The organism is Flavobacterium defluvii (assembly GCF_900129555.1).
Taxonomy (GTDB): domain Bacteria; phylum Bacteroidota; class Bacteroidia; order Flavobacteriales; family Flavobacteriaceae; genus Flavobacterium; species Flavobacterium defluvii.
In genome coordinates this window covers 60,006-85,265 of record NZ_FQWC01000001.1, presented here as the reverse complement: position 1 = coordinate 85,265, position 25,260 = coordinate 60,006, and the positions used below count along the sequence as shown (strand labels likewise).

General features: G+C 32.2%; 23 protein-coding genes. 17 read left to right on the top strand and 6 right to left on the bottom strand.

Going from position 1 to position 25,260, the window contains the following annotated elements; all coding sequences use genetic code 11:
- Nucleotides 1–27 precede the first annotated feature (27 nt).
- The 4 genes from porM (at nucleotide 28) to BUC29_RS00335 (ending at nucleotide 5,047) form a co-directional block, all read left to right on the top strand.
- On the top strand, nucleotides 28–1,569 hold the full coding sequence (gene porM / locus BUC29_RS00350; protein ID WP_073412327.1) for a type IX secretion system motor protein PorM/GldM: 1,542 nt from the start codon (nucleotides 28–30) through the stop codon (nucleotides 1,567–1,569).
- Nucleotides 1,570–1,611: 42 nt separating this feature from the next.
- Nucleotides 1,612–2,601 carry a type IX secretion system ring subunit PorN/GldN gene (gene porN, locus BUC29_RS00345; protein WP_073412325.1) on the top strand — a complete coding sequence of 330 codons (990 nt, stop codon included), beginning with the start codon at nucleotides 1,612–1,614 and terminating at the stop codon, nucleotides 2,599–2,601.
- A 308-nt stretch (nucleotides 2,602–2,909) separates the two neighbouring features.
- Nucleotides 2,910–3,899, top strand: a complete 990-nt coding sequence (gene porN, locus BUC29_RS00340; RefSeq protein ID WP_073412323.1) for a type IX secretion system ring subunit PorN/GldN — start codon at nucleotides 2,910–2,912, stop codon at nucleotides 3,897–3,899.
- A gap of 74 nt (nucleotides 3,900–3,973) precedes the next feature.
- Nucleotides 3,974–5,047, top strand: a complete 1,074-nt coding sequence (locus BUC29_RS00335; protein ID WP_073412321.1) for an NAD(P)/FAD-dependent oxidoreductase — start codon at nucleotides 3,974–3,976, stop codon at nucleotides 5,045–5,047.
- Here the strand turns inward: BUC29_RS00335 and BUC29_RS00330 are convergent.
- Nucleotides 5,028–5,411 (bottom strand): DUF983 domain-containing protein, encoded by a 384-nt coding sequence (locus BUC29_RS00330; RefSeq protein WP_073412319.1) that lies wholly within the window; start codon nucleotides 5,409–5,411, stop codon nucleotides 5,028–5,030. The two genes, BUC29_RS00335 and BUC29_RS00330, sit on opposite strands and share 20 nt — an antisense overlap.
- Nucleotides 5,412–5,477: 66 nt before the next feature.
- Here BUC29_RS00330 and BUC29_RS00325 point away from each other — a divergent pair, with 66 nt between their 5' ends.
- Entirely contained in the window at nucleotides 5,478–7,397 is a 1,920-nt protein-coding gene (locus tag BUC29_RS00325) for an ABC-F family ATP-binding cassette domain-containing protein (protein ID WP_073412317.1), read from the top strand.
- Nucleotides 7,398–7,454: 57 nt separating this feature from the next.
- Here BUC29_RS00325 and BUC29_RS00320 read toward each other — a convergent pair whose 3' ends face one another.
- Nucleotides 7,455–8,417, bottom strand: coding sequence for an App1 family protein (locus BUC29_RS00320; protein ID WP_073412315.1), 963 nt, complete (start codon nucleotides 8,415–8,417; stop codon nucleotides 7,455–7,457).
- Nucleotides 8,418–8,478: 61 nt separating this feature from the next.
- On the opposite strand from BUC29_RS00320, the gene BUC29_RS00315 reads away from it, so the two are divergent.
- Nucleotides 8,479–9,348, top strand: a complete 870-nt coding sequence (locus BUC29_RS00315; protein WP_073412313.1) for a diacylglycerol/lipid kinase family protein — start codon at nucleotides 8,479–8,481, stop codon at nucleotides 9,346–9,348.
- A gap of 5 nt (nucleotides 9,349–9,353) precedes the next feature.
- Here BUC29_RS00315 and BUC29_RS00310 read toward each other — a convergent pair whose 3' ends face one another.
- Together BUC29_RS00310 and BUC29_RS00305 are read right to left on the bottom strand one after the other, a co-directional pair.
- Nucleotides 9,354–10,499 carry a GNAT family N-acetyltransferase gene (locus BUC29_RS00310; protein WP_073412311.1) on the bottom strand — a complete coding sequence of 382 codons (1,146 nt, stop codon included), beginning with the start codon at nucleotides 10,497–10,499 and terminating at the stop codon, nucleotides 9,354–9,356.
- Between the two features lie 118 nt (nucleotides 10,500–10,617).
- Nucleotides 10,618–11,106 carry a DUF1761 domain-containing protein gene (locus tag BUC29_RS00305; protein ID WP_073412309.1) on the bottom strand — a complete coding sequence of 163 codons (489 nt, stop codon included), beginning with the start codon at nucleotides 11,104–11,106 and terminating at the stop codon, nucleotides 10,618–10,620.
- A 183-nt stretch (nucleotides 11,107–11,289) separates the two neighbouring features.
- On the opposite strand from BUC29_RS00305, the gene BUC29_RS00300 reads away from it, so the two are divergent.
- The 11 genes from BUC29_RS00300 (at nucleotide 11,290) to BUC29_RS00250 (ending at nucleotide 23,946) form a co-directional block, all read left to right on the top strand.
- Complete coding sequence (locus tag BUC29_RS00300) at nucleotides 11,290–12,147, top strand: leucine-rich repeat domain-containing protein (RefSeq protein ID WP_073412307.1); 858 nt, start codon at nucleotides 11,290–11,292, stop codon at nucleotides 12,145–12,147.
- Nucleotides 12,148–12,236: 89 nt separating this feature from the next.
- Nucleotides 12,237–12,542: a hypothetical protein gene (locus BUC29_RS00295; protein ID WP_073412305.1), complete on the top strand. Its 306-nt coding sequence runs from the start codon at nucleotides 12,237–12,239 to the stop codon at nucleotides 12,540–12,542.
- A 314-nt stretch (nucleotides 12,543–12,856) separates the two neighbouring features.
- The gene (locus tag BUC29_RS00290; protein WP_139260371.1) at nucleotides 12,857–16,315 is read left to right on the top strand and encodes an RHS repeat domain-containing protein; all 3,459 of its coding nucleotides are present in this window, start codon (nucleotides 12,857–12,859) and stop codon (nucleotides 16,313–16,315) included.
- Between the two features lie 14 nt (nucleotides 16,316–16,329).
- Complete coding sequence (locus BUC29_RS21090; protein ID WP_244160728.1) at nucleotides 16,330–20,511, top strand: DUF6443 domain-containing protein; 4,182 nt, start codon at nucleotides 16,330–16,332, stop codon at nucleotides 20,509–20,511.
- A gap of 6 nt (nucleotides 20,512–20,517) precedes the next feature.
- Nucleotides 20,518–21,081, top strand: a complete 564-nt coding sequence (locus BUC29_RS00280; protein WP_073412301.1) for a sel1 repeat family protein — start codon at nucleotides 20,518–20,520, stop codon at nucleotides 21,079–21,081.
- Between the two features lie 176 nt (nucleotides 21,082–21,257).
- Nucleotides 21,258–21,548 carry a hypothetical protein gene (locus BUC29_RS00275; RefSeq protein WP_073412299.1) on the top strand — a complete coding sequence of 97 codons (291 nt, stop codon included), beginning with the start codon at nucleotides 21,258–21,260 and terminating at the stop codon, nucleotides 21,546–21,548.
- A complete protein-coding gene (locus BUC29_RS00270; protein ID WP_073412297.1) occupies nucleotides 21,545–21,931 on the top strand; it encodes a hypothetical protein in 387 nt (128 codons plus the stop codon). The genes BUC29_RS00275 and BUC29_RS00270 overlap by 4 nt, the downstream gene beginning before the upstream one ends.
- Nucleotides 21,932–22,177: 246 nt before the next feature.
- Nucleotides 22,178–22,381, top strand: a complete 204-nt coding sequence (locus tag BUC29_RS00265) for a hypothetical protein (protein WP_073412296.1) — start codon at nucleotides 22,178–22,180, stop codon at nucleotides 22,379–22,381.
- Between the two features lie 5 nt (nucleotides 22,382–22,386).
- On the top strand, nucleotides 22,387–22,839 hold the full coding sequence (locus BUC29_RS00260; protein ID WP_073412295.1) for a hypothetical protein: 453 nt from the start codon (nucleotides 22,387–22,389) through the stop codon (nucleotides 22,837–22,839).
- A 227-nt stretch (nucleotides 22,840–23,066) separates the two neighbouring features.
- Nucleotides 23,067–23,567, top strand: coding sequence for a hypothetical protein (locus BUC29_RS00255; RefSeq protein WP_139260369.1), 501 nt, complete (start codon nucleotides 23,067–23,069; stop codon nucleotides 23,565–23,567).
- Nucleotides 23,530–23,946 (top strand): hypothetical protein, encoded by a 417-nt coding sequence (locus tag BUC29_RS00250; protein ID WP_139260367.1) that lies wholly within the window; start codon nucleotides 23,530–23,532, stop codon nucleotides 23,944–23,946. The genes BUC29_RS00255 and BUC29_RS00250 overlap by 38 nt, the downstream gene beginning before the upstream one ends.
- A gap of 348 nt (nucleotides 23,947–24,294) precedes the next feature.
- Here BUC29_RS00250 and BUC29_RS00245 read toward each other — a convergent pair whose 3' ends face one another.
- Together BUC29_RS00245 and BUC29_RS00240 are read right to left on the bottom strand one after the other, a co-directional pair.
- Nucleotides 24,295–24,714 carry a hypothetical protein gene (locus BUC29_RS00245; RefSeq protein WP_139260365.1) on the bottom strand — a complete coding sequence of 140 codons (420 nt, stop codon included), beginning with the start codon at nucleotides 24,712–24,714 and terminating at the stop codon, nucleotides 24,295–24,297.
- 9 nt (nucleotides 24,715–24,723) lie between these two features.
- On the bottom strand, nucleotides 24,724–25,137 hold the full coding sequence (locus tag BUC29_RS00240) for a hypothetical protein (RefSeq protein ID WP_073412285.1): 414 nt from the start codon (nucleotides 25,135–25,137) through the stop codon (nucleotides 24,724–24,726).
- Nucleotides 25,138–25,260: the final 123 nt, after the last annotated feature.

The following is a 25,260-nucleotide window of genomic DNA, read 5'->3' as shown; positions in this document are numbered from 1 at the left end:
TATTAATTAAGAACTAATTAGAAAAAAATGGCAGGAGGAAAATTAACCCCTAGACAGAAGATGATTAACCTGATGTATCTGGTTTTCATCGCAATGTTGGCAATGAACGTATCAAAAGAAGTTATTTCAGGTTTTGGTTTATTTAACGAAAAATTTGAAGCTTCAAATACGACATCAATTACAAATAATACCTCTCTATTAACAGCTTTGGATCAAAAAGCATCTGAGGCAAAAGGAGAGTTTGCTGTAGCAGCTGCAACTGCTCATAAAGTTGAAGCTATTTCGAAAGATTTTTATGCATATTTAGGAACTTTAAAAGCTCAATCTATTAAAGGGTTTGAAGTTGATAAAGAGACTGGTAAATTGCCTTACGAAGCTATGGACAGAGGTGATAACATCGATGACTGGTTTACAGGAGACGGTTACACTAAAAAAGGTAATGAAATCATTGCTAGAATTCAGAAATATAAAGCTGATTTTAAAGCAGCTTTAGGAACTGATAAAAAATATGCTAACATTATTGCAGAAGTTGAGAAGAAATTTGATGTTTCTGACGTTAAAAACAAAGAAGGTATAAAAGAAAAATACTTAGCTTACCACTTTAAAGGTTTCCCAGCAATTGCATCTGCTGCTAAACTTTCAGCTTGGCAGAATGACGTTCAAAAAGCAGAAACTGATGTTTATAACAGTGCTTTAGGAAAAGCGGCGGTTCAGGCAGCTTCTTACAGCAACTACCAAGCGATTGTAGTTTTAGACAAAAATGCTTATTTCCAAGGAGAAAAAGTTACAGGTAAAGTAGTTTTAGGTCGTTATGACGAAAACACAAAACCAACTTCTTTCCAAGGTCCTGGACAAATCGTAAACGGACAAGCGGTTATCTCTTTAACTGCTGGTGGAGTTGGAGAACAAAACATCAACGGACAATTTACATTCCTAGAGGACGGAAAAAACATTCCGCTTAAATTTGCTGGAAAATACGTTGTAGTTCCAAGACCAAATTCAGCTACAATTTCTGCTGATAAAATGAACGTAGTATATAGAGGAGTTGTTAACCCAATCTCTGTATCGTTCGCTGGTGTTGCTGATAACAAAGTACAAGCTAGTGCTCCTGGATTATCTTCAGCTGGAAAACCTGGAAAATATAACATGAGCCCTGGTTCTGGTACAGAAGCTACAATTTCTGTTACAGGAACATTACCAAACGGTGATAAAGTTACAGATAAGAAAACATTCAGAATTAAAGGTATTCCTGGACCAACAGGAACAATTAGAGGTGAGATGGGAGTTGTTAAAGGTCCTAGATCTAACTTAGAAATTGCTACTATTGGTGCTAAATTACTTGATTTTGATTTTGAAGTTGGTTTAGATGTTGTTGGATTTAATATGAAAATTGCTGGACAGCCTACAGTTGTTGTTACAGGAAACAGATTAAATGCACAATGTAAACAAGTTCTTTCAAGAGCTGGTAAAGGAGACCAAGTTACTATTTCTGAAATTAAAACTAAACTTGTTGGAGCTGGTAGTTATTTATTACCAAGAACTGCTCCGGTAATTTACGAAATACAATAATTAGTAGTGTAAACTACATTCATATCTTATAATGATACCACGATGAAAGTAAGAAATTTTTTAATAGCTATTGTCTCTATCGCTGGAGGTTTTGCTTCTAATGCGCAATCGAATTTGCTAAATGCAAAAACACCGGCTCAAATTGGGCTTAAAACTCCTGCGCAGCTTATCTCTGATAATGACAAGCCTTTAGCTTATGGTTATGTAGATGACAGGGATATCTTAATGGGAAAAACTACTTGGGAGATTATTGACTTAAATGAGAAAATCAATTTTCCGCTTTACTTTCCTGTAGATACTGCTAATATTGGTTCTGATAGACGTTCACTTTATGATGTTTTGACGAAAGCCGTTAAAAAAGGTAAAATAACTGAAGTGTATTCTGATAGTTATTTCAATACTAAAAAATCTATGAAAGACATCGAAGGTGCATTGTCTCGTATTGATACAACAGACGCTGGTAGAGAACTTATTAACCAATATCCTGATGACTACAAATCACGTGTTGTGAAGAAAAAAGTTGTTACAGGTACTGGTAAAAAGAAAGTTGTTACTTATGTAGATGAAACGGTTGGACCAACAAGAACTGTTCCTGCTGAATATATCTTGAAACAAGATCTTACAGCTGCTGATGTTAGTCAGTATAAAATTAAAGGATACTGGTATTTTGATAAACGTCAAAGTGAATTAAAATATCGTTTACTTGGAATTTGTCCTGTAACTCCAGACGTTTATACGATGAACAGCGACGAAAAGGATTATATCGAATTGTTTTGGGTTTTCTTCCCAAATGCAAGAACGGTACTTCATGAAGCAAAAGCTTTCAATGATACCAATTCAGCACTGCCAATCTCTTTCGATCAGATTTTAAATTCAAGACGTTTTAATGCGATTGTTTATAAAGAAGAAAACTTGTATCAAGATCGTGAGATTAAAGATTACATGAAAGACAACGCTCAAAATCAATTGTTAGAATCTGAAAGAGTAAAAGAGAAGATTCGCAACTTTGAACAAGATATGTGGAACTACTAAGTCTTTGACTTGAGGAATATATAAAAACTCTTACTACATTGTAGTAAGAGTTTTTTGTTTTTAGAGAATTGATATTTTAAAAGAGATTTAATTTTATTTTTAATATTTCATTTCATTAAGAGAATTAATATTTTTTTTAAAGTAATTACTTTTTTTTGTAACTTTCTGTTTTGTAGTTTGTTGTAAGTTTTATTGTAGGATTCAATTCATGAACAAATTATTTTCGTTCTTATAGACATATTAAATTGTAAGAAAATTACAATAAATAATAACAAACTGCGTTTGGTTTTATTATAAAAAATATTATGATGAAAGTGAAAGTTTTTTTAACGGTTATTGTATTTACAGCCTGCTTTATTAGTTCTAATGCGCAATCTAATCTGCTTAATGCAAAAACGGCTGATCAGATTGGATTAAAAACTCCAGCCCAATTAATTTCTGATAATGATAAGCCTTTAGCTTATGGTTATGTAGATGATAGAGATGTTTTGATGGGAAAAACAGTTTGGGAAATTATTGACTTAAATGAAAAAATTAATTTTCCGTTATACTTTCCTGTGGACACTGCTAATATTGGATCAGACAGGCGTTCTCTTTATGATGTACTGACAAAAGGTATTAGAACAGGAAAAATTACAGAAGTGTATTCTGATAGTTATTTCAATACCAAAAAATCTCTAAAAGATATTCAGGGTGCGCTTTCCCGAATTGATACTACTGACGCCGGGAGAGAGCTTATTAATCAATATCCGGATGACTATAAAACACGTGTAGTGAAGAAAAAAGTTGTTACGGGTACCGGAAAAAAGAAAGTTGTTACGTATGTTGATCAAACAATAGGGCCTACTAGAACTGTTCCTGCAGAATATATTTTGAAACAAGATCTAACAGCTGCAGATGTTTCTCAGTACAAAATAAAAGGATATTGGTATTTTGATAAACGCCAGAGTGAACTTAAATACCGTTTACTCGGAATTTGTCCTGTTACACCCGATGTTTACACAATGAACAGCGACGAAAAGGATTATATAGAATTGTTCTGGGTTTTCTTTCCAAATGCCAGAGAAGTACTGCATCAGGGAAAGGCATTTAACGACAGCAATTCTGCAATGCCAATTTCATTCGATCAAATATTAAATTCGAGACGTTTTAACGCCATAATTTACAAAGAAGAAAATATGTATGGCGATCGCGAAATTAAAGATTATATGAAAGATAATGCACAAAATCAGCTGTTAGAATCAGAAAGGGTTAAAGAGAAAATCCGCAATTTTGAAGAAGACATGTGGAACTACTAAAGATCTAATCAAATTATAAGAAAAACTCTTACTACCTTTGTAGAAGAGTTTTTTTTCATTTATCTACAAACACAATGCTTGATTATTTAATCATCGGATCTGGACTGGCCGGAATTTCTTTTGCTGAAGTTGCCCTTAAAAACAATAAATCAATTTTAGTTATTGACGACAAATCGCAAAATTCTTCGAGAATTGCGGGAGGACTTTACAATCCGGTTATTTTGAAACGTTTCAGTGAAGTATGGAACGCCAAAGAACATTTGGTTTTAATGAATGAGTTCTATAATACAGTGGAAGATAAACTACAGGAAAAATTCAATTTTAAAATGCCTATTCTTCGAAAGTTTTTTTCAATCGAAGAACAAAATAACTGGTTTGCAGCTTCTGATAAAATTAACTTAGCTCCTTTTTTATCTACAAAACTGATTACTAAAAAATACCAGAGTATTGATTCACCGTATGATTATGGAGAGGTTTTGCATACAGGCTATGTTAAAACCGGACAATTGTTGGAAAGCTACAGAGAATATTTAAAGGAGAATAATTTACTTTTAGAAGAATCTTTTCATAGCTCTTTTTTGGATTTTATTGATTCAGGAGTTCAGTATAAAAACATTAAAGCCCGTCATATCATTTTTGCAGAAGGATTTGGACTGCATAAAAATCCTTATTTTAATTATCTGCCTTTGGACGGAACAAAAGGTGAATTGTTTTTAATAAATGCACCAGATTTAAAATTAGATGTTATTGTTAATACAAGTGTCTTTATTTTGCCTATTGGAGGTAATTTGTATAAAGTAGGTGCAACTTACAACTGGCATGATAAAACAGATCTTCCTACCGAGGAAGGTAAGCAGGAACTATTAGACAGAATTAGAGAGATTATTACCTGCGATTTTGAAATTGTAAAACATTTTGCAGGAGTAAGGCCAACAGTGGCTGACAGACGGCCTTTAATTGGTACTCATGAGGCCTACAAATCTATTCATCTCCTTAACGGATTAGGAACGCGTGGTGTAATGCTGGGACCAGCTTTGGCAAAAATGTTATATGATAATATTGAATATGGAACACCTATAGACCGCGAAGCGGATATAAAACGTTTCCATAAAAGATATTTAAAATCTCTTACTCCTGACCGGCCTTAGGATCGTATGAAATAAACATGTTGATATATAAATTTCTCGAGAGTCTTAAAACAAAAGGAAATAATACAATTAATGTAATAACAATTGCTATAAAAGAATCTTTTACGCTCGCTCCAAAAAAGACAAACGAAATAATAAATGCTGCAATTCCGACGGCTACATTTAAAGCATAACTAACATACATTGCCCCATAAAAAAAAGATGGTTCAATTAGATATTTTAATCCGCAGTGACTACAATGATCATTCATTTTTAGAACATTAGTCAAATGAAGCGGATTTTTGTCTGAATACATGCTCTCTTTTTGGCATTTTGGACAACTTCCTGTTAAAATACTATTTAGTTTGGATCCTTTTTTTAACATTTGCAAAAAATTTAAACAAAGGTACGATTTTTCAACCTTTACTGCTGATAACAATAGTTATAAATTATGCTTAATATACACAATCTTTCGGTTTCTTTTGGAGGAACATATTTATTTGAAGAAGTTACTTTTCGTTTAGGGGCAGGTGATCGCGTAGGTCTTGTTGGTAAAAACGGAGCAGGTAAATCTACAATGCTAAAAATGTTAGCAGGAGATTTTAAACCAGATTCAGGAGTTATTTCTCAGGAGAAAGATATCAAAATGGGGTTTTTACGTCAGGATATTGATTTTGAACGCGGAAGAACTGTTTTGGAAGAAGCGTATGAAGCTTTTACTGAAATTAAAGTTGTAGAGAAAAAGTTAGAAGAAATCAATCATCAATTGGTTACAAGAACCGATTATGAAAGTGAAGAATACGGACAGATTATTGAAGATTTATCTGATTACACACATCGTTTCGAACTTCTTGGCGGATATAACTATGTTGGTGATACCGAAAAAATTCTTTTAGGACTTGGTTTTAAAAGAGAAGTTTTTAATAACCAAACCGAAACATTTTCAGGTGGTTGGAGAATGCGTATCGAATTAGCAAAACTCCTGCTTCAGTCAAACGACGTACTTCTTCTGGATGAGCCTACGAACCACTTGGATATCGAAAGTATCATTTGGTTAGAAAATTTCCTTCGTAATTATCCCGGAGTTGTAGTGATTGTATCGCACGATAAAATGTTTTTGGATAACGTTACAAATCGTACAATCGAGATTTCTTTAGGAAAAGCGTATGATTTTAATAAACCATATTCTCAATATTTAGAACTTCGTCATGAAATTCGTGAGAAACAATTGGCAACTCAAAAAAATCAACAGAAAAAGATTGAAGAAACAGAAAAACTAATCGAGAAATTCCGTGCAAAAGCTTCAAAAGCTTCAATGGCGCAATCATTGATTAAAAAACTGGATAAAGTTGAAAGAATCGAAGTTGACGAAGATGATAATTCAGTAATGAATATTTCGTTTCCGGTTTCTAAAGAACCCGGGAAAGTTGTAATAGAAGCGGAGCACGTTTCAAAGGCTTACGGTGATAAATCCATTTTAAAAGACATTAGTTTATTGGTTGAACGTGGTAGTAAAATTGCTTTTGTTGGTCAAAACGGACAAGGAAAATCTACTTTTATGAAAGCCATTGTAAATGAATTTGAATATGGAGGAACTATTAAATTAGGACATAATGTACAGCTAGGTTATTTTGCTCAGAATCAGGCAGAACATCTTGATGGAGAAATTACACTTTTGCAAACCATGGAAGATGCTGCTTCTGACACTAACCGTATGAAAGTACGAGACATGCTTGGCGCATTTTTGTTCCGTGGAGATGATGTAGAGAAAAAAGTAAAAGTGCTTTCAGGAGGAGAACGTAACCGTTTGGCTCTTTGTAAATTATTACTGCAGCCAATTAATGTTTTAGTAATGGATGAGCCTACGAACCACTTAGACATTAAATCTAAAAACGTTCTGAAAGCTGCTCTTCAAAAATTTGGCGGAACTTTACTGCTTGTTTCCCACGACAGGGACTTTCTACAGGGAATGTCAAATATCGTTTATGAATTTAAAGATCAAAAAATCAGAGAATATCTGGGAGATATCAATTTTTTCTTAGAACAGCGTAATCTCGAAAACATGCGAGAAGTTGAGAAAAAAGATGTTGTAAAAGCAGCAGCTCCTAAAGAGAAAGAAGCGAGCAAATTATCTTATGAAGATCAGAAAAAAGGAAAAACGCTGCAGAACCGTTTAAGTAAAATCGAAAGTCAGATTCAGCAATTAGAAAAAGACATTCAGCACGACGATAAAATGCTCGAAACGAATTACGATAAACACATCGAAGATGCATCGTTTTTTACAGCTTACAATAAAAAGAAACAGGATTTAGAACAATTACTTATAGACTGGGAAATTGTTCAGGAAGAGATTGATAGTTTTAATGCTTAGATAAGTTTGTTTCAGGTTTCAGGTTTTGCTGAGAACCTGAAACCTGAAACAAAAAACTTATTTAATAATTTCAATAGATTTTGAATGTGCGATTGCCTCGCTGCTTTCTTTAAAATAACAAACAGAAACATTAAGGCTTTCCAGATTTTGTAAAATCTTTTTTACTTCCTTTTTTTGAGATTTACCCGTTTGACGGATGTAAACTGCAATGACAGTAACGGGAAATATTTTGCAGATTCTTTCATATAAAATAGGATCATGCTGAGAATCGTCGCCCATTAAAACATATTTCAGAGTTGGATAAAACTCTACAACATGTTTTATTTTTTCAAATTTATGATCGTGATTTCCTCTTCCGCTCATAAAAAAATCAGTGATTCCTCTTTTGATATCTTTTAGCAGAAAAACCGCTTTTGGTAATTTATTAATTCGGGTAAACTTGGCAATAAATCGGTATAAATTCCACTCGCTGCTCGATATGTAGAAAAAAGCATTCACTTCTTCGGTATTATTTCTTCCTGCAGAACTTAACGCCTGATAATGCGAAACCACATCATTAAAAACCTTTCGGTCGTTTACATTCTTAAATAACAAAATGTAAATTTTTTTAAAAATGTTATTGGTATGCGAAACCAAAAAAGTATCATCAATATCTGAAATAATTCCGAGTTTTCCTTTGTGTGGTCTAATAAAACTGCCTTCACAACGTATAGTTTCGTTTTTGTATTTCAAACTTACCTCATAAGACATCCATCCAAAATGAGTTTCTTTTTCTAACGGAATACAGAAATTAAAATAACCATCGTCTAAAGTTTTGGTATGAATTACTTCGTTATTGTAATGAAGATAAACATCAAAGTTTTTAATGGTTTTGATTCGGAACAACTTGAGAATTGAAGTAGCATTCTTTAGTTTCTTTTTCTCAAAATCGTAATTGTGTTCTCGTTTTAAAACATGTCCCATTACAATTAATTCCTGCTCATTTGCATAACCTCGATATAATTGTAAAATTGGTTTCATTAATTGCGTATATTTAGGTAACTGTAATTTACTTAATTTAATTGGTTTTAAAAATAAAATTTTGAAAAAGAATATCTTATTTGTTGTAAATCCGATATCAGGAGATCTTGATAAATCAGATTTAATCGAAGCTGTCGAAGAATTTGCATCGACGAACCACTTCGATCTAGAAGTATATGAAACAACCGGAAAAAATGATATAAAAGAAATACAAACTATATACAATCAATATAATCCTGAGCGAATTATTGTAGCTGGAGGTGATGGAACTATAAAGATGGTTGCCGAAGCAATGGAAGAACACGATGTTATCATTGGAATTTTGCCGGCTGGATCTGCAAACGGACTTTCGGTCGATTTAAATCTGCCGGCAGGAATTGAAGAAAACCTTAAAATCGCCTTTCAGCATCATTATATCGAAATGGATATGATTTGCATTAACGGCAAAAAAAGCATTCACTTAAGCGATCTTGGTTTAAATGCTAATTTGGTTAAAAACTACGAACAGAGCGATGTAAGAGGTTTTTGGGGTTATGCCTTGCAGGCTTTTACAACTTTAACGGAAGCTGATGAACCTTTTGAAGCAACTATTTCGGCAAATAATAAAACAGTAAGTCATGTGGCTAGAATGATTGTAATTGCTAATTCTCAAAAATACGGGACTGGCGTTATCATAAATCCGAATGGGGCTATGAACGATGGAAAGTTTGAGCTGGTTATTTTAAAAAGTCTTGACTTATTCTTAATTGGAAAAATTATTACCGGAAATATGCCAATCGATTCTGAAGATATTGTTATTATTTCGACTGATAAGGCAGAAATAAAAACAGATATTCCGGTTCATTTTCAAATTGATGGTGAATACTGTGGTGCACAGAATTCTTTAGAAATTCATATTCTGCATAAACAGATGAAACTGGCTGTTCCTTAAAAATATTATTTAAATGGATTGCGTTCCTGCCATTCGGTTTTTGGCTCAAGATAATTAAAGAATCTCGCAATATTGTGATTGATTAAAGCATTGCTGTGGGTAATTAAACCGTACATTTTTACTGGTTTTGCACCCACAGAACTTTTAATTTCCAGAGCAGTTCTGGCAAAAACAATTTCTTTGAACCCTTTTTTAATAGAATAAGCAATCATGTCATAAAGCATATTTAAATACAACATTTTTTCGCGCTGAATACTTTCATCGTAACCTAGAAAATAAGTATCCATTACAGTTCCATTTTTTATCAATGTATTGAAACCGATAAGTTTTTCATCTAAAAAATAACCATAAAGTAAAAAGTCATCTTTCATGATTTCCTTAAAAAAGCTAAAATGATTTCTTGCGAGGAAAAAAGTATTGAATGGCGCATTTTTAGCAACATGAAAATAAAGTTCGTAAATGTCATCTTCATATTTTCTAATGTCAGTTAAAGACATTTGCTGTTTTTCGATTCCTTCAGATTTTTTTCTGGCGCGTTTATACTGATCCCGATATTTTTTTGACAAAGCATCAATGTAATCTTGCTCGGTTTTCCAATTTTCATTGATTTTAAAAATCATATTGGGTTGAGTCGAAAAGGTATAATTGTTTTTAAATTCAGCCTGAAGCGGCTTAATCTCTTCTATAGTAAAATCTTTTATGCTGGTTATATGAACTTTTTTCCCATTTGCTTTCAAATCTTTTTTTAACTGCGTAATGGCTTTATGAAGTGTTTTGATAGCTTTTGATTCTTTTGCAGTCGAATCAAAAATAAAAGCATTTTGCCCGGTCAGCATATTATTTCCAACAAATAAAACATGCGAAGCAAAGTTCTTTAAGGCAAAATTTCGAACAGAAGTTTTTAAACATTGATCGCGTTCTCCAAAGGATTCGAGTTTTTCGGCAAATAAAAATTGAGTTAAAACAATTCCGATAAGTTTTTCATTATCAAAAATTCCAATAAAATCACAAATCATATTTACCGGACAGGAATTTTCCAGGACTTCGAGATATTCTCGTCTTAAAAAGATATTGTTTACAGCCAGCGAATTCCATTCTAAAGGGAGTAACGATGTGCTGTTGTATATTTGAAAAGAATAAGTTGTATTCAAAAGATTGAGCTAATTTCTTCAAAATTAGATAATATTTATAATAACTCATTTTCTTTAAGTTATTATTAAGAAAACCCGTTTGAGATTTTGATATCAAACGGGTTTTTTGTTTTGTAATTTATGCAAATCCACAGATAATTCCGCCCATTAAAGTGAGTGTAACTATCCAATAACCAGCATGAATAAAAATATATTTCCATGATTTTCTTTCGAATAAACCATTGATTCCTACAATTGGTAAAGCAAAAAACAATCCCGAAATAAAACCGTGCAAAGCACCATGTTTAAAAGTGCGATAAGCATTTCCGTAATCTGCCATAAAAGCTGCAAAAGAAGGTTTTGCCGAATCAATTAATGGTGGGCCTCCAACCATTCCAATTGCTCCCGATTGATGGATTGTGAGAGACATTAAGGTCATTGTAATCATTAAAGAAAAAATGTAAGTAAGCCCGAAAATTTTGAGCATGCTTCCTTTTTTTAAATCTTCATCGGTAAAATTGTTTTCTCTCATCCAGATAGTTCCAAAAACCTTTGGATGATACCAGGCAAAGCCAACGAGAAGAGTTACAACTGCCGCGGCTAGTAATGCGTAAAAGTTAAATTCCATATTCTTAGTTTTTTTGTAATTAGTTATTTCAAAAGTAATTAAAAATCTATAACGTTTTCGATATTTTTAAATAGAAGAAAAGTAATACGATTTTTTTATTTATTAACACTTTATCGACATAAGTCGCTTTATATCTACTAATTAACTAATTTTGAAGTCAGAAAAACATACCCCAAGTCTGTTATGAAAATCTTTGCAACACTTTTTTTAGCATTTGTTTTTTCTCTAAATATTTTTGCAGATACTGTTTCGGATAAAGAGAAAGACGCGCTAATAAAATTATATCATGCGACGAATGGTTCGCATTGGAAAATAAGATGGAATTTATCTCTTTCTGTTTCAACATGGTATGGAGTTTATACCGAAAACGGAAAAGTTACCGCCATAAATCTGGCTGATAATAATCTGCAGGGCGAACTGCCGCAGGAATTTTTCGAACTTAAAAACTTAACCTCGATTGATCTTCGTAAAAACAATCTCAAAGGGAAGTTGTCAAATTCAGTAGGTAATTTAAAAAAGCTTACGTTTTTTAATATTTCAAACAATCAATTCGCAGGAATAGTACCATCTGCAATTTGTGATTTGGAGAATCTTAAAGATTTGGAGCTTTTTAAAAACAATTTTTCCGGAGAAATTCCAACAGAAATTGGAAATCTGAATCAATTAGAAATCCTTTGTTTATTTGAAAATAAGGTTGAAGGTACTTTGCCAGCTTCTTTGTATAAGATTTCGACTTTGAAAATTTTACTTTTAAATGATAATAAACTCTCAGGAAATTTAAGCTCTGATATTTCTAATTTTAGTGTTTTAGAAAATCTAAGTTTATACGGCAATAGTTTTGATGGTCGAATTCCTAAAGAACTGGAACAATTGTCTAATTTGTCTGAAATGAATCTTTCTTATAATAAATTTACGGGTTCGGTTTCAAGAAAACTCACTTTGCGGGATGCCTTAAATATGACAATGTTTGACGAAAACGGAAATTTGTTTTTATTGGATATTAACGAAGAAAAGACACCCGAAAACAGTATTGTGAATTAATTAAATTCAATTCATACTTTGTTTAAACGATTTTTTTTATAATTTTAATTAATTCTTGAAATAAAATATTAACCTTTTATCACAAAATTATGACACTACAATATAAAGGCGAACAATACGGAAAATCGACAACTTTTACCTTAAGAATTATTGGTAATAATTTATCAAAAAGCAGTTCTAACTATCAAATTGATCTTTTAGTTGGTGATAAAAAACTACCGACTTTTACAAGTGAAATTCACCAAAGTCTTTCAAATTGTTTAAAAGAAATTTACTTATTCAGAAAGTACAACGGAATAAAATTTGACGCTTCATCTGAGAAGATTGTTTCTCTTTATGTTCCTTATGACAGGGTTTTGTTTAATTATAATAAATATGCTTTGTTTAGAGCGTAAGATGTAGATATTTATATACAAAAAAGGTCTCCCAATTGGGAGACCTTTTTTATTATTAAGAAATTTCTTTAGTGTTTAAAAACAGTGTTTTAAAGCATGAAAAGTCTTTTGAAAAATTATTTGATTTTGACTCAATAAATGTTAATTTTTTATTGTTTAAACTTAATTTATTTTACAATATTTGCCTTACCAAAAAACAAATTTCTTAACAAAAAAAAGCATATTTATATGTAAGTCTTATATTTTTATTACAAATTCTTTGTAAAAAAGCAGCCAAGAACCAATTTTCTATCCAAATTAATCCAAATTTTATTTTGAAAAACTCTATTCAAGCCCTATTATGGGGAATGTTTCTATGTGTCATAACTGGAGTACATGCGCAGGATTCAAGCAATGATCCAAGTAAATTTTTACCGAATATTACTCCTCCTTCTCCAGAGGCTTTTAAATTTTCTTTATACGGAAATACACCAGTAGGTATGTTTACAGGTACACCAAACATCAATTTGCCTTTATTTAATTATAAAACAACAAATTTGAGTGTTCCTTATAACTTAACTTATGCATCAGCAGGAATTAAAGTTGATGAAATAAATTCTAAAACCGGACTGGGTTGGGGTCTTATCGGTGGAGGCGTCATCACGCGCATTATTCGTAATCTGGAAGATGATTATGATGATGATTTTGCAATGAAGCATCTTGATATTACGACTGTACCAGAATATGAGATGAAAAATATGTATTTTTATCTTTTTGGGGAAAATCAGGGAAAAGACAGCCAGCGAGATCTTTTTATTTTTAATTTTCCCGGAGGTTCAGGAAAATTTTATTTTGACGATAATAATAAGGTTGTTTTTCTTGAGAAAACTGATTTGAGAGTGGAATTAATTCCGACAGTAGGAGGGGAGATTTACACCTTTGTGATCACAACTACTGATGGTGTAAAATATTATTTTCAGGAAACAGAGCAGACAATGTTAAATACTTATGGAGCTGGTCATAGTGAACCTTCTATAAAAACAACTGCCTGGTATATGAACAAAATAGTACATCCTAAAGGAGATGAGATTTATTTTACATATAACAATGTTACGGAAAATTATACACAAGCAGAAAGTCAGCAGGCTTCGAAAGCTTATCCAATTTGGCAGACCTGTGCATCTGGACAAGGCTATACCAAAGGAATTACTTTTGGACCAATTTATTCACATAATGCAAGAATTATAGGAAAAACAATAAGTGCTATAAGCAGTAATAACGCTACTGCAGGAAGTGTTAGTTTTACTTACGAAGATAAAATACCAGCAGGTACTGATCCTGCCGATGTTATTAAAACTATTACATTAAAAAATAAATCACAAGCGATAATTGAAAAAATTGATTTTGATTATTTAGTTACTACAAACAAAAGGATTTTTTTAAACGGGTTTAATTTTTTGGAACCTGCTAATAAATATTCTTTTACTTATATAAACCCAACGGACTTTCCTGTACGATTGTCTAAAAGTCAGGATCATTGGGGATATTTTAATGGAGCAAATAATATTATGCTGATTCCTAGGATAGAAGGATCAGGCTTTGAAAACTTTGTTTTTACAGATGCTAATAGAGAAATTAACGAAGCTAAAGTACAAACTGGTCTTTTGAATAAAATAGTGTATCCAACAAAAGGTTATACGGAATTAGAGTATGCATCTAATGATTATTATGGAACTAAAAAAGTTATGCCGACAACTGTAAATCCGGTAATGACTTTAGAGAATGATGTGGAGCAAAGACATACGACAACTGTAGTTAATTTCAAAGCAGATTTTTCGTATACGGCAAAATTTACCGGAAATACTTATTTTGCAAATTGCGATCCCTCTAATGATACTGGAGGAAATCATCATAAGGGAGCCGTAACTGTTTTTTGTATTGAAGATAATGTTTATGTACCTATTTTTGAGTATAGTTCAGCTTATTCGCAACAGGTTACTCCCGGGGTTACATCATTAGTTTTAAATAATGATGCGACAATACCTTATTATTTTAATGTTGAACAAAATAAAAACTATAGAGTTACTTTAACCAACGATTACAATTGTATATATAGTAAAGTAAATCTTCAATATTATTCAGGAACACCTCAAATTATAAATACTAATTTATTAACTGGTGGCTGCAGGGTAAAATCTACTAAAGATTACTCTTTAAATAATCCAACTCCGGTTACGAAAAAATATTATTACGCAAAATTTGACAACCTAAATATATCTTCCGGAGATAATTTTCAGGTTCCTTATTATATAAATTACAGTGATCATGTAAGTTATGCAGATGCTAATAATAACAGTTGTACAGTTACCGATGCTGTTTTAAACTCGAGCAGTGTTTCTTCTTTATTCGAAATGGGATCTAATGTATATTACAAATATGTTACTGTAAGCAGTGGTGATGCTTTTGATAATGGCTATGAAGAAAATGAGTTTATGATCAATAAAGATTATCGTGAACAAATTTATTTGGGAGACAGGGAGTTTAGAAATGTTCCGTGGACTAATTTAGGCTGGAATAATGGAAAATTATTAAAAACAAAAGTTTTTGAAAAACAAGGCAGCTCGTATGTTCTTAGAAAAGAGACTATAAATACCTATTTAAAAGATACTAATAACCCAACATTGATCAATTTTGCCATTTATAATCCGGCTCCGGGAGTGTTTATAAATAATGTTGGAAATGATCAATGCTATTGTTCAGCGAATAATATATCAAAATCATATCCGGTTAAATATTGTTCAGTTTCACATTTTCATCAAAAAGATGCCAATGGCAATTGTATAGCAAGCGGGGCGAATAATGTTTCATACAATATTCCAAATCCATGTTTTGGAAAAACAGCCGGAACAACAATAGGTATACCCACAATAACCCATTTGGATATTATGCCTTATAAGTATATCTCTTATTTTGTTTATTTATCGAATACTACTACAAATGAATATGATAAAAATGGTGCAAATCCTTTTACAACTGTAGTAAATTATAATTATACTGGTACAAATCACTTCCAGTTAACTTCGCAGTCGAGTACAAACTCAACGACGGGTGCAGCAGGTGAGATTACAGAAACGAAATATTTTTACCCACCAGATACACAAGTGGCAGGTCTGCCATTTATTGCCAGTCTGAAAGCTGCAAATATGGTAGGAACTCCTATTAATACCCAAATTTATAAAGGAACTACAAAAATTTCAGAGCAGACTACTGTTTATGAAATGAGTGGATCTACATACAATTTATTGCTTCCAAAGAATATTTATGCGGCAAAGTTTCCAAATACTTTAACCAATATTACAACTCCGGCAGTAGGTCAGTTAGAAAAGAAAATAACGTTTGATCAATATGATGCTAAGGGTAATATTATACAATATACGCAGGAAAACGGAACAAGCGTAAGCTTTATCTGGGGTTATGATAAAACATTACCAATTGCTAAAATTGAAAACGCAACTCTGGCACAAATTGCTGCTGCATTAGGAATTACAACAGCAACCTTAGATACCTATTCTGAAGCCAATATGACGACGTTAAATGGTTTAAGAAGCAACGCTTCTCTGGTAAATTGTATGATAACCACTTTTACACACCTTCCATTAATAGGTATTAGTACTGTAACAGATCCTAAAGGTGATGTCATGACTTACAGTTATGACGCTTATAACAGATTGCAGACTGTAAAAGACAGAAATGGAAACATTTTATCTGAAAACCAATACCACTACAAAAACTAACACCTTAAAGCAAAATGAAAAACAGATTATTATATATTATATTTCTCCAACTGTCTGCTTTTTGGGGTTATGCGCAACAAATAGACTCTCTTCAGACGGCACCAGTTGATACTCCTGCAGCGGCAGCTGTAGTTGACCCAGGAGGAGAAGACCCAACAGGTTATCAATGGAATCGTGATTTTGACAAAGATGGTTATGGAGATCCTGCTGTTTATGTTTTTAGTCAGACTAAGCCCAATGGGTATGTTGACAATCAGTCAGATTTAGATGATAATAATGCTAATATTACCAATATACCTCCGCAGTATTTTTACAGAGATGCTGATAGTGATACGTATGGTAATCCAAATGTAAGTGTGTATTATAGTGCAAAACCAACAGGTTATGTAACCAATAATTCAGACTATGATGATACAACTGCCAATATAACCAATATTGCTCCTCAGACTTTTTATAAGGATAATGACAATGATACCTTTGGAAATTCGGCAGGAGGAACGGTTTTTTATAGTGTAAAACCAACAGGATATGCCAATAATAATTTGGATTGTAATGATGCTGATGCAACATTAAACCCTAATACAAAATGGTATTTAGACAATGATCTGGATACTCTTGGTGACCCGCTTACATTTGTAACACAATGTTTAAAACCAGCAGGAAACTATGTGAGAAATAATACAGACAATTGCCCATTAGTATTTGGTACAAGTACAGATTGTGCAAGTTTAGCAGCCCCATCTCAGGATCAAAATTATGTTATTACCAAAACCTATAAACAAGCTTCTCAGACAGTTTATACAGCTTTGGATGCTAATAAAGCCAAAGTAGATATTACTTATTTTGATGGATTAGGAAGACCGATTCAAAAAAATGGCAACCAGCAGTCGAATACCGGAAAAGACATTATTACGCCTATTGAGTACGATATTTATGGCAGACAAATAAAAGAATACCTGCCTTATAAATCAGAAGGTTATAATATGGCTTTTGAAACAGCAGCGGTTAGTAATTTAACGTCATATTATGGAACTCCAAATTCCACAAAAAATGGAAACCCAGCTTTAGAGGCAACTAATTACCCATATAGTGAAAAATCGTTAGAAAATTCTCCATTAAACAGAGTTTCAAAACAAGCAGCTCCAGGAAACGACTGGAGATTGGGTTTAGGTCATGAAATAAAAATAGATTATTTGGCTAATGCGGCTAGTGATGTAAAAAGTTTTAATGCCATTACAACCTGGAATAGTACATTAGGATTGTATGATATCTCTTTAGGAAATGCAGCCGCAAATGTTTTTTATGATGCCAACCAGCTTACAAAAACAGTTACTTATGATGAGAATACAGCTGCAGCACCAACAGAGCTAAACGGAGCAACTGTAGAGTTCAAAAATAAATTAGGACAGGTTATCTTGAAAAGGACGTATGGTAAAGTAGGAACAGGAACAACAAATGAAAAACACGATACCTATTATGTGTATGATCAATATGGAAACCTTACTTATGTAATTCCACCAAAAGCTGATGCTGCGCTTACCGCAACAATTCTAAACGATTTATGTTATCAGTACAAATACGATTATCGTAACCGACTTGTTGAGAAAAAATTACCAGGCAAACAATGGGAATTTATCGTTTATGATAAACTAGACAGAGCAGTAGCTACTGGTCCTGCAAATTCACCTTTTACAGATTTAACCTCTACAGGATGGGCAGTAACTAAATACGATGCCTTCAATCGTGCAATTCTTACAGCATGGATGCCGGGTACAGTTACAACTGCCGATAGAAAAACATGGCAGGACGCTCAAAATGCAGTAACGACAAATCCTAGTGAAACTAAAATTGCTGCGGCAACAAATACGACTATAAATGGCGTGGCTTTTCGTTATAGTAACACTGTATGGCCTACATCTGGATATCATGTATTAACGGTTAATTATTATGACGATTATAATTTTCCTAATGCGCCAACAATTCCGGCTTCTGTAGAGTCGCAGGCAGTATATTACAATACAACTGTAAAACCAAAAGGCTTGGCAACAGGTTCTTGGGTGCGTGTTTTAGAAAGCAGTACTTTGTATAAAAACGAATCTTCATATACACTATATGATGCAAAAGCCAGACCTATTCGTGCGTATACCCAAAATCATTTAGGAGGTTATACCTATACAGATAGTAACCTTGACCCTTTTTCAGGAGAATTGCAGTACAGCATTACCAGACATAAAAGGCTGAGTACAGATACAGAGCTTATGACCAAAGATGTTTTTACATACTCTGCTCAGGATCGTTTATTAACTCAGACTCATCAAATAAACAGTGGTACAATTGAATTAATTGCCAGCAATACCTATGATGAATTAGGACAGTTAATTTCTAAAAAAGTAGGAAACACTACAGCCGCGCCAACACAAAACGTAAATTATACGTATAACATTCGCGGATGGCTTACAGGAATTAATGATGTAAATGCATTGAGTAAATCAGGAGATCCTAAAGATCTTTTTGCTTTTAAGATAAATTATAACACAGCAGCTACAGCAGGTGTAAGTGCTTTATATAATGGAAACATTGCAGAGACCTATTGGACAAGTAATAACTCTGAAGCTATAATAAGAGGTTACGCGTATGCATACGACAATTTAAATCGTTTAAGAACCGCTATCTTTAAGCAAAATGGTACTGTAAATAATTATTACGATGAAACTTTAACCTACGACAAAAACGGAAACATTATGTCTCTGGTTCGTAATGGAGATGTTGCTTCTATCAAGCAAATTGATAATTTAGCATATAGTTATGGCTCTACTAATAATTTAAACCAGCTTACAAAAGTGGTGGATAATGCTACTACTTATAAAGCAGGCGGTTTTGTAGACAGTGCAGCCAATACGGTTGATGATTATAGCTATGATGCTAATGGTAATATGACCAAAGACAATAACAAAAACATCACAGCCATCACTTATAACCATTTAAACCTGCCAACTAAAATAACTTTTGCCACAACAGGAAACATTGTATATCTTTACAATGCAACAGGGCAGAAAGTACAGAAAATCGTAACAGTTACTTCACCGGCAAGTGTTACAACTACTGATTATCTTGGAGGATACCAATATGATAATGCGGCATTGAAATTTTTTCCAACTACCGAAGGTTATGTTGAACCTGTGTCAGGATCTTATAAGTATGTATACCAATACAAGGATCATTTGGGTAATGTTCGTGTAAGTTATGATAAAACGCTTGCTATTAAAGAAGAGAGTAATTTCTATCCTTTTGGATTGAAACAAGAAGGGTATAATACTGTTAAAACAGGTGTGGAGAATAAGTATAAGTACAATGGAAAGGAGCTTCAAGACGAGCTGGGGCTTAACTTTTACGACTATGGTGCACGTAATTATGATCCAGCACTTGGTCGCTGGATGAATATTGATCCTTTAGCAGAACAAATGAGAAGGTTTAGTCCTTATAATTATGCTTTTAATAATCCTGTTTATTTTATAGACCTTGATGGAATGGCTCCGCGAGCAGGACAATCAGGGATATATTATGATTGGGATACAGGGCAATATACTAATAAAGAGAATGGAGAAATATCAAATGTAACAGATGCAATTGCTTACCATACGAATTCAAGTGCAAGACCTCCATCATTTTTAATTGGTTTCCCTACTTTATATTCAAAACGAGATGTAGAAGAACAAAAAATGGTTAGAACTGCTTATGCACTAATAGAAGATATAACTGATGATGCGGTAAGATATTTTGGACATGGGTATATAAAGCATTTAACTTACAAAGGTTCAAAATTAGATGGGACTAGGATATTTGCAAATGATTTAGATGACTTTTTGACTAAATCATCGGTCGGAGAAAAATGGGTTGAGATAAAAAGAAATGGAGGAACTTTTATTTCTTATGCTTGTATGAATGGAGAAAGAGGTGGAATTCTTGAAACGGCTTCTGGTTATGAAGAATTTTCTAAAGTAATATTTGTTGGTTCAACTAAACTTGTTTCGCCATCAGAAGATAATAGTAGTGGTCATTTTTTTAGTGGCCGTCCTGGTGATAAAGGACAATGGAATATATATAGAGGACATGAACTAGTTGGTACGCGTCCTTGGAATTGGCAACCTGTAGAAATTGACCCGGTAACTTTAAAAGATATTGCAGAACCTAATTAAAAAAATATGAAAAAAAAGTTGTTTTTAAGTATCATTCTTGTTTGTATAGTTTTAATAGTATTGAAATATTATACTGATTACATTTATAATTCAGCATTTAAAGATTATGAGAAAAAATATATTGTTGAATTTAATGATACACAATTAGCTAAAGCAAAAAACGAAGAAAATTTAGCTCCAAAATTTAAAGAAAAATTAATTAATAAATTTGATAAAAACTTTTATGATAGTATCGCTAAGGTTAATACATATCATGGCGCATTGATTTATTCAATTATAGTGTCAAACAAATGGAATTATTCTGAAGCATCCCTAAATGTATTTATGGGACTAGTCGAATTAGATGAAAAAAACTCATCAACTAGTTTACCTGAAATTGATTTTTTAGATGAAGAAACCAGAAAAATGGCTTTGCATTATCTAAAAAGAGCATCTGATAAAGAGCATCCAAATGCTAAGTATATTCTTGGTAAGTATTATTTAGAAGGAAAATATTTGCCTAAAAATATCACACTAGGTAATTCTCTTTTGCAAGATGCAAAGAAATTAAGTGGAGGAATTTTAGAATAAAATAAATAACCCTGCTTTATCTCCATATTCTTTTCAGCAGACAACTCAATTCTATTAAATGACTCCGCTCACTTTTATTGACCCCAATGGAAATTACGAGACTGATGGACATTATTGGACAGTTTATTTAGCGGCTTTAATGGCTGGCAAAAAAAATGCAGCGGAATTAGCTTACTATGCTGAGCTACGCTGAAGCCTTGATTGATAAATTAATGTGGTACAACACGCCTGAGTTTCCTACTGCGGGTGAAATGTTAGATGCAGGGTTCGTAGGTGCTGACTATTATTTTAAAAATGATAAAAATAAGGTTACGCACTTAAACTTTGATTTTGGTAAAACAACGAAAAATGAAGAAGATTCGAAAAAGAAAGCTAGTGGATTGTCTGATTTAATTTCTAATTTTACAAATCTGTCTTCGGGTACATATAAATGGAATGGAACATCTTGGGCAAACAATAACTTATGAAAACAATAATATTAAAGAAATCGTTGATAATTACTATCACAATAATTCTCCTTTTTGTAGCATATAAGCAATATGAAGTTGAAACTTATATAAATAAGCAAAAAGAAACGTATGGAATATTAAAAGATAAAAAAAGAATACATTATATGCCTTTTGCTGTTCATTTTTTAAGTGGGGAAATTAATAATACACGAAATTATCGAGCAGAAGCGAAAGCATTTTTTATGGCGTATGATATTGTTAATGTTAAATCTGCATACACTGATAAAGATTTTGATAGCTATATGGTTTATTGCTACTTTTCTAAGGAAGAAATGAATAGTTATTATAATCAGAGGAAGAAAAAAGATTTACCTAAAAAGCATTTACGTTCTTCTATGTGAAATAATTAAAGTAATTGAAGCCATTCCCATAACGGAGTGGCTTTTTTATAATCCGGTTCAACTGAAAAGCTGCGCAAATGTCTCTGACTTTGCGCATTTTTTTTCTTAGAAATTGTAGAGTTCTCAAAAGTTTCTGACTTTTTTGAGTAGATTTTTGGTAAGACTTACTATAGTTAAGGTTATTTCAAAATTATTTTAAAGTCGGAGGCTTTAATAGATCTACGGTTTTTAAATATATTTGTTTGTGTGGCGCAAAGTCAGAGACATTTGCGCAGCGGAGACAAGCCATTTTGCTACTTTTTTGTTAAAAATGATCAAGGAACTCAGGTTTTTACCAAAAACGGTTGGTATGATAAATGGACAATAAGTTATGAAAGGAACTTGCCAAGTTCTTATGGAAATCAAAAAGGAATAAATGGAGGTTCTTCAATATATACATTAAAAAAATAAATCATATGAAAATTTTAACCTTAACTATATTGCTGTTTACTTTTTTTAATATAAGCGCGCAAGATTTAGTTCCTTTTTATGAATATAAAAAAAGTAGTTTATCGCAAGAATATTTATTAAACCAATCTGAATTACATCTTAATTCGGAAAATGAGCTGTATTATAAAGATAAAATTATATTTAGCCCCATTAAAGATTATAGATATTGTATATATGAGATGCTAGAAGATAGATTCTTAATTATTTCTTCAATAAATGAAAGTGATAGATATAGTCAGATTCTTTATCTTTTACCAAAACATAAAATTAAAATTTTAGATTTAAAATTAAATAGATGGTATGAATATAATCTAAAAGGTAATTCTGTTATATCAATTTCAGAGAAAAACGAAATGATTGATTTAGAGTATTCAGAATGTAAAAGTTTGCATGTTAATATAAGGCCACTTTCTAAGTGATTTAAGTGAAAAGTATAACCCCTAGCTGTGCGAAGAGTTCAACTGAAAAAGCTGCGCAAATGTCTCTGACTTTGCGCATTTTTTTGTTCTTAGAAATTGTAGAGTTCTCAAAAGTCTCTGACTTTTTGAGTAGATTTTTGATAAGACTTACTATAGTTAAGGTTATTTCAAAATTATTTTAAAGTCGGAGACTTTGATTGATCTACGGTTTTTAAATATATTTGTTTGTGTGGCGCAAAGTCAGAGACATTTGCGCAGCGGGAGGTGCTATGACTACAGGTGAGGAATCGAAAAATGGAAATATTACCTATTATAATGTAAAAGCAAATTCTGTAGAGTTCTTTGAATTGAGCTCTCATGAAGTTGGGCATTTACCACAATTAGATGATTACGGAGGTGGGGAACATATAGCTAGGTCGGTTGGTACGTACGTAGTTAAAGCATTAATTAATGCCTATGCTATCAAAGATGATGATTATGCAGATATAGTTCACAATGAATCTCCCTTAGAACAACAAGCCGAAGCAGGTGCTGGTATTTTTAGAGATTTTTCAAAATTTGTTGATGAAAATTATGGCAATGGGAAACAAAAAAATCTAATACTTAAATTATTTAATAACAAAGCAAATAAAAATAGTGATATAATAAGTAGAATTAATAAATGGTGGACAGCCTACAATACAGAAAGATATGAAAAAAAAGACTACTCCGACGTTTCTGATGATTAAAATTTTATTTTTTATTTTTTTACTTTCATCTTGTCAATCAACAGATATATATTTTGATATTAAAAATCAATCTATAGTATCATGTAATGGAAGACCATTGAAAAGAATTTTGATAGAATGCGATAGTTTAAATTTAAAAGACAAAGATTGCTACTATGATTTATTTGTAAAAAATAAAAATATAAAAATACCAAGTGCCTTAAATATAAATGAAATAATAAATCTTTATGATTTAAAAAATGTTACACAGATTTTTTATTCAAACAGTTGTTATAAGATTACTTTTGTTGGTGGCGGTGATGACGGATATACTGATTTAAAAATATGGACAAATAATAAAGGGCAGGTTTATAAAACTAATAAATCTACTTGTAAATAGAAGTTATTAGAAAGTAATTTTTGGTAAATGTACCGCTCTTCCAAGAGTTCAACTGAAAAGCTGCGCAAATGTCTCTGACTTTGCGCAATTTTTTTGTTCTTAGAAATTGTAGAGTTCTCAAAAGTCTCTGACTTTTTTGAGTAGATTTTTGGTAAGACTACTACAGTTAAGGTTATTTCAAAATTATTTTAAAGTCGGAGACTTTGATAGATCTACGGTTTTTAAATATATTTGTTTGTGTTGCGCAAAGTCAGAGACATTTGCGCAGCGGAGATAGCTTGTTTAAATTTAGTAACACTTTGCTGAGCGGGGGAATTATATAGTTTAATCAAGGTTAATAAAATAAATTTAATTTAGATTTTTCTTAAAATCTTCTCTTGAAAAAGGCATAAAGTAAGAATAACTGACGATACAATCATCATTAGGAAAAGCACTCTTTAATTTTGATTGATATTCATCTGAATACTCTGAATCAACGCTTAAGACTAAACATATAGAGCCATCATTATTTATTTGAATAGCAGCCTTTGGGCAAAATTGGTTATTATCATTATCGAAATAAAAAGTAAAAGATCTGCCAATTTCATCTAATACATAATTCCACATATCCAAAAAGTTTTCTGTTTCAAACATGACTGGTGAACTATATTTCGGCGATTCATAATATTCTTCTGAAGACACGTACCCTTGAAGAAAATTATTCTTAAAATAAATAACTTTGTCTTTTGAAAATGATGATACGAATATCACTATATCCATTAATTCCATGATTATTTTTTAATTTGATATATTTATATTTCTTGTTTTTTCACCAGCACTTATAAATTGGTTATCTGATGATCTTCTATATGAGTAATACTCTTTTCCACTTGTGTGTTGGTAGATGTAAACATCTGCTTCTGTCGATTGCACATTTACACCACTTCCCTTCTCACCATATGGTACTCTAGTTTTACCAACTTTTGTACCTTGAGTTTCTATTAAATTTACAGCTTCGTTAAAATTATCCATCATAGATGCTAAGTTATCTTTTTTAGCCCATTTAATGGGTTTGTCTATTAATACAGAAAGCTCAGATGCATGCCTATTAAATGCATGATTCAAGGCCCCGAGTTCAGAATCTGATGCGTTTGCAATATCAATATTAAAAGCTTTTTTAGAAGAAGGACCTGCGCCAACAGTATTTTGCATCCCCTGCTCTGCGAAGAGTTCAACTGAAAAGTTGCGCAAATGTCTCTGACTTTGCGCAATTTTTTTTATAAGTTATCATTTAGGATAACCATTTATAGTTGTAATATGCTCAAATTTGAATTT